We start from the raw sequence: 10,837 nt of genomic DNA, 5'->3' as shown, positions 1-10,837 counted from the left end.
GTGAGACACCGGGGCTCTCACCGGCGAGTTCACGCCTCCGCAGGGCTGTGACGCGGGGCAGGGGCGGGGGTGCGCGGCCTGGCGGTGAACAGGCACAGGAGCACCAGGGCGGCCGAGAAGAGCAGGACGGCGACGCGCGCCGCCTCGTACTGGGAGGTGGCGGTGCCGATGCCCGGCAGAAGGACGACGCTGAGCACGGCGCCGCGCACCACCACGGCCTCGTCGAAACGCGTGCGCGGCAGCAGGGCGAGCAAGGGCAGGAAGGCCGCGTCGTACCAGGGGTACTGAACGGGCGACATCACCACACAGGCGAGGGCGAACGCGACCAGGGGACGCACGTCCAGCGGCCGGTCGTGCCCGGCGGCCGGTGGGGTGTCGCGGTGCAGCCGCCACCAGAGCACGGCGGCGGTCACGAGGGTGCTCAGCAGGATCGTCGCGCTGTAGACGGTTGAGCGTTCCCTCAGGATCTCGGGGATCGGAAGGAACAGGTCGTTGTCGTGGGCCATCCGCTGGGTCAGCGACGCGATCGCCGTGCGCCCGGCGACGAGGTACCCGATCGCGACGGTGGCGGCGGCGCCGAGCGCGCCGGTCACCAACGTCCGGGGCCGCCGCAGACACGCCAGCGCCAGCCCGAGGACCGGGAACAGGAACGTCACCTTGGCGGCCACCGCGGCTCCGGCCAGGGCGCCCGCGGCCAGACCGTGGGCGGTGACGGCCGCGCCGGTGTGCGCCCGCCTGGCGAGCAGGTAGACGGCGCCGGTCAGCAGCGCCACCGCCAGCACGTCGACATGGCCGCTGGCGACCATCCAGAACAGCGCCAGCGGATTGGCCGTCCACAGCACCGCCGCCCGGACGCGGGCGGCGGGCTCGGGGCCGCTGAGCCGGTCGATCATCACCGCGGTCGCCAGGAACGCCACGAGGTGGGTGACCTTGAGCCAGAAGACGATCCAGGCCATGGAGGCGCCGCCGAGATGGGCCGCCAGGGCGTGTGCGGCGGTGGCGACAGGCCCGTACACCGTCGGCTGCTTCGCCCATGCCCGGGGACGCAGCAGCCCCACCGGGTCACCGGTGTGGTGGAGCTCGTTCGGCGTCATCACATAGGGGTCGAGCCCGAGGTCGGTGATGCGGCCGTAGACGGCGTAGTTGAGGATGTCGATGGAACCGGCCGGCGGCAGCAGGGTGAACAGGATGGCGGTGAGCGCTCCCGCCAGCAGCAGCACGCGGGGCCGGACGCCGCTCCATCCCCGCCTCAGCGCCCACAGGACCAGCACGATCCCGAGCCCGGCGCAGACGGCGGCGCCGCGGCTCACCAGGGTGACCGTGCTCCGGGAGAGGTCGGCCGCCCAGTAGAGGAACGGGCCGCCGGGACCCCAGCGGGCCACCAGCCCGGACGGTCCCGCCGTCATGCCGGCCGCGAACACCGCCACGCTGACACCGAGAAGGCCGAGCCCCAGCAGTGCCGTGACCCGGCCGCGGCGCCCGCCCGCTGCCTGCGTCGTGCCGCGGACACCGGGCGGCCCAGTCAAGATCGACACCTGCGGAACTGTAGGAGATCCTCGGTGCTGTCGTGGGGAGTTCATGAAGATGTAAGACCTCGGTCGGCGACCAATGGCCCGGCCATGCGGCACGCGCGGAACCGGGCACATCGGCGGGGGAGAGCAGTGGATCGTATGCGGAACACATACTCTACGACCTAGTTCACTCACTATTTGTCGCCAGCCTGACACGTACTGTAATTCCTTCGGGGAATGCCGAAAATGGCTGGCGTCCTTTTCGCGTAATGGCCGTCGCCGCGTACCCGCCGCCGCCCCGTGCGTTCCCCTGACCTGCGGGTATGGGAGGCGGACGGGCGGACAGGACGGAGGAGGGCACCATGGGGAAGGGCAAGAGGCTGCGCAAGGGGGACCGGGTCTCCTGGCGTAGTCACGGCAGTGAGGCCCACGGCGAGGTCGAGCGCGAGATCACCGAACGGACCGAGGCCGCGGGCCGGACGGTCGCGGCGTCGCCGGACGAACCGCAGTACGAGGTCCGCAGTGAGAAGTCCGGAGGCAGGGCCGTGCACAAGCCCGGCGCGCTGGAGAAGGACGACTGAAACCGTGCCGGACGGCGAGCGGCTCACGAGCCTGTTCCACGACCTGGTGGACCTCACCGGGGTCCACGGCCCGCTCAAGACCTGACCGGGACGGGGCCGGCGCCGGCGTCAGGGTCTCCAGCCGAGGATGGGCGCCATGGTGCGCACGGTCGCCGCGCCGGGCGCGAGCCGGGCGACCAGGTTCCGCGCCGTCGCGGCCGGTGGCCACGCCGCGAGGCTCAGCGCCCCCATGCGCGCGGAGCGGCGCGCCACGCGCTGGGTGCGGGGCCTGCGCCGCCGGTCGTAGCGGACCAGCGCGGACCCGATGTCCGGGGTTTGGTCGAGGCAGGCGGCCAGGACGACGGCGTCCTCCAGGGCCTGGCAGGCGCCCTGCCCCAGGTTCGGCGTCATCGCGTGGGCCGCGTCGCCGAGCAGGGCGATCCGGCCCGTGACGTAGCCGGGCAGCGGCGGCAGGTCGTAGACGTCATGCCGCAGCACACCGTCCACCGGAACGGCGGCGAGCAGCCGCGGGATGGGGTCGGGCCATTGCGCGAACCGCCGCCGCAGCTCCGCGGCCTCCCCGTCCGGGGCGGCCCCGTCCGGCGGCACCGAGGCGCTGGCGAAGCAGTAGGTTCTGCCGCCCGTCATCGAGGTGAAGCCGAACAGTTCGCCGCGTCCCCACGTCACGGCACCGTCGGCGATCGGCTCGGGCAGCGGTGCCGCGATCATCCGCCAGGCGGTGAACCCCGCGTACCGGGGCGCCCGGGCCGTCGGCCATCGCAGGCGGCGCACGGTGCTGTGCAGGCCGTCGGCGCCGATCACCAGGTCGGCCCGCAGGTCACCGGCGTCGTGCTCGACCACCACCGCGTCACCGTCGTCGCGTACCCCGGTCACCGTGGTGGACGGACGCAACGCCTCCCGCGGCAACGCGTCCGCCAGGACACGGACCAGGTCGGCGCGGTGCACCATCAGCACGGGAAACCCGAACCGGCGCTCGATCTCGGCGTTGTCGACCCGCGACAGCCAACGCCCCGAGCGGCCACGCACACCCCCGGCGTTCTCGACCGCCCCGATCTCCCGGACGCGGCCCGCCAGTTCGAGCGTCTCGAGGGCCCGCAGCGCGTTGGGCCACAGCGTGAGCCCGGCGCCGATCTCGGTGAACTCCGCCGCGCGCTCACAGACCTCCACCTGCCAGCCGCGGCGGCACAGGGCCACCGCCGCGGCCAACCCGCCGATCCCGCCCCCGACGACCACAGCTCTCCGCGCCATCTCTCACCTCGCCAGAGCCGGCGCCACCACGCTCTCCACGGGAAACGCCATACGGACGGCTTCTATTCTTCGGCGGCGCCGTCGATGCGTTCACGCAGCCGCCATTGGGCAAGGGCTGCCAGTATCTGGCCGGTTGTTCGTCATTGATGACGACCTGGAACCATACCCGCTCCACCTCTGCCATGTGCCGCACCAGCCCGAGCAGGGACAGGACAGAGGCGGGAACCGCCTTGCGCCTGAGCTGTCCGGCGGTCAGCCCGGATCTATGCATGGCCAGTGTCTGGCGCCGGCGGCGGTACGGCATAAAGGACCGCTGCCTTTCCGCGGGGCGTGTACCGCAGAGGGAATTCCTCGAGAATTCGCGTATCGCGGTCTCGGTGAGCGGAAGTGCGGTGCCTCGGCCGGACTGGCAGCATGGCCGTCGTGAACAGCAGCCTGACGAAACTGGTCGTCCAGCACACGTGCCGCGTTCCTTTCCCCGAGGGGCCGGCCGGGTCCGGGGCCGTGGCGGCACGCCAGTTCGACGCGGTGCTGATGACGGTGGGCTTCAAGCTGTCGTCCGAACTGCTGGCACATCTGTCGGGCCTGTCGGAGGGGACCGTCATCGACACGGCGGTGCGAGTGCTGCCGGTCGTGCGCGCCATGGTCGGCGGGCACGTCCAGCACAACGCCTACTTCCGCGACTTCCCCCGCGACGTCCCCGACACTCTCGACTTCTGGCTGCGATGCCTCCGGCAGGCACTGGCCGATCCGGAGGCGTCCCCGGGCACGGCCGCCACGGTGGCCGACGAGGCGCGACACGGTGTGCTGAACCTGCTCGCCCTGCCCGCCTACGGTCGCTACCAGCACACCTACGAGGAGATGCTGGCCGCGCACGACGAGCTGATCGCCAAGGCCGCGGACAGGGTGACGATCCTGCACCTGGGGCGCGGCCTCGCCGAGGAGCTCCAGGACCTGTACCTGCGGCTGGCCGGGAGCGTCACCCCGCTCGGCGACGACGACCTGCGGGCGCTGCGGCGGCTGGCCGGGCACTGCGCGACGGGCCCGCAACCGGAGACCATCCCGATCCGGGAGAACCGGGCCGTCGTCAACCAGGCGCGTCTGGCGGCCGGGGCCGATCCGCTGCTGGACACCGTCACCGACGTGCTGCGCCTGGCCTGCGCCCTGTCAGGCGGCGACGTGACCTTGCAGGAGCCGACCCGGTTCGCGTCCCTGTCACGGTCGGTACGGCGAAGCCTGCTCGCCGGCCTCGACGACGTCGTACGCGCCGACCCCGGCAAGCTGGGCGACGTGGCCGCCCGCCGGGAGCAGTGGAAACGCCTCGGGGAGCGGCTGCATCCGCACGAGTACCCGCGATGGCCGCACGCGGCCCAGGTGTTCGCCGTGGCGCGAAGGGAGCGGACGGCGCCTTCCTTCGCGGCCCGTGTCGAGGCCCGGCTCGCCGCCGGCGACGTGCCGGGTGCGGCGACCCTGCTGAAAGGGGCGCCGGGCCTGCTCTTCCGGTCACTGGACCGGCTCCTGCGCACCGCGTCCACGCCGGCCGAACGAGACGCCGTCCTGGAGATCGCCGAGACGGTGGCCGGGCGGGTCTCGGGCCGTGTCGTGCTGTCCGTCCGGGAGCATCTGCTCAACCGCGCCGCCGGGGGAGGCACCCGGGTCTTCGCCAACCGCCTGGGCCGCGGCATCACCGCGCCCGACACCCGCCCGCCGCTGGACGAGCAGACGGTGGAGCGGCTGGCGGCGTTCCTGGACGCCGAGATCCAACGCCGCCTGCCACCGATCGGGCGTCTGCTGGTCGACCCCGACGTGCTGGACGTCGCGCTGCCGCTCAGCGGGAAGGCCACGGCGGACGGTCTCGGAGTGCTGCCGCGGGGTTCGGTGACCCGGGTCGACGGCGAACTGCTGCGGTTCTTCGTCCACTGGAGGCAGCGCGACCACGACACCGACTTCGACCTGTCGGCCCTGATGCTCGACGGCGACTACCGCAACCCCACCTGGCTGTCGTACACGTCCCTCACGCAGGTGGGAGGCGAGCACTCCGGCGACATCGTCGTGGCGCCGGACGGCGCGACGGAGTTCATCAACCTGCGCCTGGACCGGGTACCGGCCCGGTTCGTCATCCCGCAGGTCAACATCTACTCCGGCGAGGGCTTCGACCGGGTCGCCGAGTCGTTCTTCGGATTCATGCTGCGCGACGCCGACCAGGCCGGGCGGCCGTTCGAACCCCGCACCGTGCGGATGAAGTCAGAGCTGCGCGGCCCCGGCCGCGTCGCGCTGCCGCTGGTGTTCATGCGCGGTGACGACGGCCGCTGGCGCGCCAAGTGGCTGCACCTGCACCTGAAGGGCCGTCCGGCGTTCAACCGGGTCGAGGGCAACCGCCTGTCGACGGCGAGGCTGGTCCGCGCCACCGTGGAACGCCGGTACCTCACCGTCCGGCACCTGATCGGCCTGCTGGCGGAACGCGCCGGATCGGTGACGACCTGGGACGGCAGGACGATCCCCGGCGGGCCGGTCACCTTCATCGGCCTGGAACGCCCCGAGGGCCTGCACGAGGCGTCGCGGGTGTTCACCCCCGACCGGCTGAGGGACCTGATCCCCGCCTGACCGGCTGCTACCGTAACGGCGGGGCGAGGCCATGAGGAGGCTTCCTTCTCACGCTTCGAACGTAACCAGCCCTCTCGCTCTCCTCGCCCCACCGTGATGCGTGCGCGACGGTGGCCCGGGCGGCCGGCCGGATGCCCGTCCGTCCAGGTCACCGGCGCCGCGTCAGGTCTCCCCGGTCACCGTGATGGCGCGGACCGGGCACAGGGCGGCGGCCTCTCGTACGGCCGGGTCGCCGGTGTGGCCGGGTTCCACCACGACGACGAGGCCCTCGTCGTCGGAGTCGAAGACGTGCGGGGCGGACAGCAGGCACTGGCCGGAGCCGATGCACCGGTCGCGGTCGGCGGATATCGACATCACCAGGTCACCGGGAGGCGGTAGAGGCCGAAGGTGCGGTTCTCGTACTTGAACGGGAGTTCGTCCGGACCGACGGCGAGGCGGATGGAGGGGATGCGTTCGAACAGCGTGCGCAGGCCGATCTCCAGTTCCGCGCGGGCCAGGTGCTGCCCCAGGCACTGGTGGAAGCCGTATCCGAACGCCAGATGGTGCCGGGTGCCGCGGTGCACGTCGAACTCGTCGGGACGCTCGTAGACGAGTTCGTCGCGGTTGGCGGACGCGCCGAGGACGAAGATGCCCTCGCCCGCGCGGATCACCTGGCCGCCGAGCTCCACGTCCTCGGTGGCGACCCGGTCGAAGGCGGCCCAGTCCACGACCGAGTGGAAGCGCAGCAGTTCCTCCACGGCGCCGGGCCACAGCCCGGGGTCGGCGGTGAGGTCGGCGAGCTGCGCGGGATGGCTCAGCAGCGTGAACACACCGAGCGGGAGCATGTTGGCGGTGGTCTGGTGGCCCGCCACCAGCAGCAGGAACGCGATGCCGACCAGTTCGTCGCGGGACAGCTCACCGGTCGCCAGCCGCGTGGCGGCCAGGCGGCTGACGATGTCGTCGCCGGGGTGCCGTGCCGCGCGGTCGACCAGCGTGCCGAGGTAGGTGATCAGCTCGGTGCGGGCGGCGGCCGTCTCCTGCTCGGCGCCCTCGCCGGACGCCTCGGCGATCCTGCGGGTGCAGCGGTGGAAGTAGTCGTGGTCCTCGTACGGCACTCCCAGGATCTGGCAGATCATCAGGGAGGCCAGCGGCAGCCCGAACGCGGTGACCAGGTCGGCCCCGTCGCCGCGGAGCATGTCGTCGACCAGCCGGTCGACCACCCGCTGGATCCGCGGCCGCATCTCCCGGACGCGCTTGACGCTGAAGTCGGGGATCACCATCCGGCGGTAGCGGCCGTGCTCGGGCGGGTCCATGTCGAGGAACTGGCCGGCCTGCTCGTCGGCCGAGCCCGCGAAACCGGCGAGCGGATGCCCGGGCGTGCTCGGGTCGGTGCTGAACCGCGGGTCGGTGAGCAGCCGCCGCGCCTCCGCCTGGCGCGTCACCACCCACACCGGGCCGTCCAGGAAGGACACCCGCGCCAGCGGCCCCGCCGCGCGCAACCGCTCGTATTCGGGCGGCGGGGAAAAGGGACAGCGCCGCGGCATCGGAAAAGTGGGCAGCGGAGAAGAATCGTCGTTCAATGCGCGGCTCCACGGAGAAGATGTGCCGAGATAACTGCCAGAAGGGCCCCCGCGCCACTGTAACCCCGATCTCGGGGGGTGTCCACGGCGACGGCGCGTGACGCGGTGCGCGCATTCTGTGTCCGGCAAAGCGGGGATGCGGCCTTGGCAGATCTCGACAATTGACCGCGGATGCGGGCGGATTTACTCTTGACCAGATCAAATGATCTTGTCAAATGCGAGAGGAGCCTGGTCATGAAGTACATTTGGTGATGACAGCGGCCGGCCTGGGTGGTCACCGGATCATCCAGGCCAGGCATTCTCCTCGTCATTCCGGCCGGTGCCGGATTTCGGTGCCGGATCATCCTCTGGTGGTCGCCGATGCCGAGCAAGCCGCTATTCGATCCGCGCTCACCCGATTTTCTCGAAGATCCTTATTCGGTGTACGCGGTGCTCAGGGAACATGACCCGGTGCATTGGTTCGCGCCATTGCGGGCGTGGGTGGTGACCCGGTACGAGGATTGCCGGTTCGTGCTGCGCGACACCGGCCTGTTCGCCGCCGACCCGTCCCGGGTGCGGCCGGACGAGCCGGCCCCGCCCGGCGTCCAGGGCATGGACCCGCCGGAGAGCCAGGCGTTCCGCGGCGCGATCGGCCAGGCCCTGCGCGGGGTCGAGGAGGCGGGGGCCGAGCCCGCGCTCACCGACCGCGCCGCCGAGCTGCTCGTCGCGCGCGGCTCCGATGCGTTCGACGCGATCGAGGACTTCGTCCGTCCGCTCGTCCTGCGGGCCGTGCACCTGGTGCTGGGCGTGCCCGAGCCCGACCGGGCGACCTTCGTGCCCCACCTGGTCGAGGTGGAACGGCTCATGGACGCCGGGCTGCGGCCGGAGGTGGTGGCGGGCACGGCGTCGTCCAGGGAGTACATCGGGCGGCTCGTCGCCGGCTGGTGCGCCGCGCCCGCCGAGGGGTCGCCGCTGGAGTTCTTCAAACGGTGGTGCGGCGAGGCGGGCGTGTCCGAGGCCGCCTTCCAGAGCACCGTGCGGTTCATGGCCCTGTCGACCTGCGGGTCGGTCGCCGCCGCGGTGGGCAACGCGCTGCTGGCGCTGCTGCGCGGCCGCGACGGGCTCGCCGTGCTGGCGCCGCTCGACCGCGCCGGCCTCGACCGCGCGGCCGACGAACTGCTCAGGTTCGACGGCCCGGTGCAGGCCGTCACGCGGATCTGCGCGGCGGACCTGACCCTCGGCGACCGGCGGGTGTCCAGGGGGGAGGAGGTCATCGCCCTCGTCGCCGCGGCCAACCGGGACCCCGAGGTGTTCGAACGGCCGGACGAGATCCGGCTCGACCGCACCCCCAACCCGCATCTCGCGCTCGGCCGGGGCGCGCACGTCTGCCTCGGCGCCGCCCTGACGCGGCTGGTGTTCCGGGCGGCGTTCACGGCCCTGGTCGCCGTCCGCCCGAAGCTGACGCTGGCCGGCGAACCCGAGCGCGTCCCGGTGGCGACGCTGCGCTCGCTCGTCCGGCTTCCCGTGGCGGACGGGCCCCGGGCATGACCGCCACGGCCTCCCGTCCCGACCCCTCCCTTCTCGCCGACCGCGCCGATCCGACCTCCGATGGGAGCATCGATGTCCGCTGAGCCGTACGCGTTCTCCGCCGGCTACTACGAGCTGCTGCGCACCGCCGCCGGACCCGACGGGTGGCCGCCGGTGGGCTTCTTCACCGACCTGGTCCCCGAGGGCGGCAGCGTGCTGGAGCTGGGCCCGGGCACGGGCCGGATCACCCTGGCCGTCGCGGAGCGGGCGGCGAGCGTCTACTGCCTGGAACGGTCCGCGACGATGCGGGCCGTGCTGCTGTCCAAGCTCGCGCAGCGGCCGCACCTGCTGGACCGGGTGACCGTCCTGGACGGCGCGGCCCCCGACTTCAAGCTGAACCGGCGCTTCGACCTGGTCTGCTTCGGCGGCGTGCTGGAGCACATCCCCACCGACGCCCGGCTGCGCCTGTTCACCACGATCCGCGAGCATCTGGTGGACGGCGGCCTGCTCGCCATGGACATGGTCCTGGACGAGCCGGTGCCCGAATGGGACGAGCACGTGCGGGGCGAGGTGCGTGCGGGCGACTGCCGGTACGAGCTGTCGACCGCCGTCCGCAAGCTCGGCCCCGACCTCGGGCGGCTCCGCTACGTCTACCGCACCTACCTCGGCGACGAGCTGCTCTCCACCGAGACGGTGGAGCGCGACCACAACCTGCACCGCAGGGAGCCCGTGCTGAAGGACCTGGAGGCGGCCGGGTTCGAGGCGGTGGGCGGCTCGGTGCTCCACGCGCCGACCTACCGTCCCGAAGAGGACGACAACCCCGGCACGCTGGTGGCGCGCGCCGTCGCGGGGCGGCCGTGACCGGCACGATGACGGCGGCGCCGGCCGTGACGGCGCTGGACCTGCGCTTCGACGTGGAACCGCTGGCGGCGGAGGTCCGCCGGCTGCGCGAGCGCGCATGGAAGGCGCAGCGGCCCTATGGCCAGGACGGGCTGATGTCCACGACGGCCGCGGACTGGACGATCCTGTCCCTGCGCAGCCCCGGGGGCGATCCGGCCCGCACCGATCCGGGCGGCGCCGGGCTGGCGAAGTTCGCCGACACCCCGCACCTGGCGGCCTGCCCCGCGCTCGGCGCGGTGATGGCGGCCGTGCCGGCGCCGCTGCGGGCGGTGCGGCTGATGGCGCTGGGACCGGGCGCCGAATCCCCCGAGCACCGCGACTCCAAGATCGGCCTGCCCTACGGGACGCTCCGCCTGCACGTGCCGATCACCACCAACCCCGGCGCGGTCGTCGTCATCGAGGGGGTGGAGTACCACTGGGAGCCGGGACGGCTCTGGTACGGCGACTTCAGCCGCCCCCACCTGGTGCGCAACTCCGGCGACGAGGCCAGGATCCACCTCGTCCTGGACATGCTGGTCACACCGGAGCTGCTGGGCCTGTTCCCGGACGACGTCCGCGACCGGCTGCCGATCGGCGACGTGCTGTTCGCCCGTCCGCCCGTGCCGCTGCCGGAGCGGGAGCTCGGCGCGCTGCGCCGGAGCTTCATGCTGCCCGCCGCGTTCCGCGAATGGTCGGAGGACGAGGTCTCGTCCGGCGCGGACCTGCCCGCGCGGATCGTGGCCGTGGACGGCGAACCGGTGCTGGAGGTCGCCGGCGAGCCGACCTTCGGGCTCGTCCACCTGGGCGCGGGCGAGTTCCGGCTGCGGGGCTGGAGCGAGGAGCGCACGCTGCACATCGCCTCAGACGGACGCGTCCGCATGTGGGTACGGGCCGGACGGCGGCTCACCTGCTGGGAACGCCCCTCCGAACCCTGACCCCGGACCCGCGT

Annotated in this window: 10 protein-coding genes; 5 read left to right on the top strand and 5 right to left on the bottom strand. The window is 72.7% G+C overall.

The features are described 5' to 3' along the window. Positions 1–29 precede the first annotated feature (29 nt). The gene (gene mptB / locus ABD811_RS02910; RefSeq protein ID WP_344940200.1) at positions 30–1,535 is read right to left on the bottom strand and encodes a polyprenol phosphomannose-dependent alpha 1,6 mannosyltransferase MptB; all 1,506 of its coding nucleotides are present in this window, start codon (positions 1,533–1,535) and stop codon (positions 30–32) included. Between the two features lie 338 nt (positions 1,536–1,873). Between mptB and ABD811_RS02905 the strand changes: the two genes are divergently transcribed. Beyond that, positions 1,874–2,092: a hypervirulence associated TUDOR domain-containing protein gene (locus ABD811_RS02905; protein ID WP_344940197.1), complete on the top strand. Its 219-nt coding sequence runs from the start codon at positions 1,874–1,876 to the stop codon at positions 2,090–2,092. A 108-nt stretch (positions 2,093–2,200) separates the two neighbouring features. Here ABD811_RS02905 and ABD811_RS02900 read toward each other — a convergent pair whose 3' ends face one another. Continuing rightward, positions 2,201–3,340 (bottom strand): FAD-dependent monooxygenase, encoded by a 1,140-nt coding sequence (locus ABD811_RS02900; protein WP_344940194.1) that lies wholly within the window; start codon positions 3,338–3,340, stop codon positions 2,201–2,203. Beyond that, positions 3,246–3,644, bottom strand: a complete 399-nt coding sequence (locus tag ABD811_RS02895) for a mycothiol transferase (protein ID WP_344940191.1) — start codon at positions 3,642–3,644, stop codon at positions 3,246–3,248. Before ABD811_RS02895 ends, ABD811_RS02900 begins: the two co-directional genes overlap by 95 nt. Positions 3,645–3,763: 119 nt before the next feature. Between ABD811_RS02895 and ABD811_RS02890 the strand changes: the two genes are divergently transcribed. After that, entirely contained in the window at positions 3,764–5,944 is a 2,181-nt protein-coding gene (locus tag ABD811_RS02890; protein ID WP_344940188.1) for a TerD family protein, read from the top strand. A 162-nt stretch (positions 5,945–6,106) separates the two neighbouring features. On the opposite strand, the gene ABD811_RS02885 is transcribed toward ABD811_RS02890, so the two are convergent. Beyond that, a complete protein-coding gene (locus tag ABD811_RS02885) occupies positions 6,107–6,298 on the bottom strand; it encodes a ferredoxin (RefSeq protein ID WP_344941054.1) in 192 nt (63 codons plus the stop codon). Then, a complete protein-coding gene (locus ABD811_RS02880) occupies positions 6,298–7,467 on the bottom strand; it encodes a cytochrome P450 (protein ID WP_344940185.1) in 1,170 nt (389 codons plus the stop codon). The genes ABD811_RS02885 and ABD811_RS02880 overlap by 1 nt, the downstream gene beginning before the upstream one ends. 486 nt (positions 7,468–7,953) lie before the next feature. Between ABD811_RS02880 and ABD811_RS02875 the strand changes: the two genes are divergently transcribed. The 3 genes from ABD811_RS02875 to ABD811_RS02865 all read left to right on the top strand — a co-directional run bounded on the left by ABD811_RS02875 (position 7,954) and on the right by ABD811_RS02865 (position 10,823). Next, positions 7,954–9,030, top strand: coding sequence for a cytochrome P450 (locus ABD811_RS02875; protein ID WP_344940182.1), 1,077 nt, complete (start codon positions 7,954–7,956; stop codon positions 9,028–9,030). Positions 9,031–9,102: 72 nt separating this feature from the next. After that, complete coding sequence (locus ABD811_RS02870; RefSeq protein ID WP_344940179.1) at positions 9,103–9,870, top strand: class I SAM-dependent methyltransferase; 768 nt, start codon at positions 9,103–9,105, stop codon at positions 9,868–9,870. After that, positions 9,867–10,823: an aspartyl/asparaginyl beta-hydroxylase domain-containing protein gene (locus ABD811_RS02865; protein WP_344940176.1), complete on the top strand. Its 957-nt coding sequence runs from the start codon at positions 9,867–9,869 to the stop codon at positions 10,821–10,823. Before ABD811_RS02870 ends, ABD811_RS02865 begins: the two co-directional genes overlap by 4 nt. Positions 10,824–10,837 lie beyond the last annotated feature (14 nt).

The organism is Actinomadura miaoliensis (genome assembly GCF_039536785.1).
GTDB lineage: Bacteria > Actinomycetota > Actinomycetes > Streptosporangiales > Streptosporangiaceae > Spirillospora > Spirillospora miaoliensis.
This window is presented reverse-complemented; position numbering and strand designations above follow the sequence as displayed.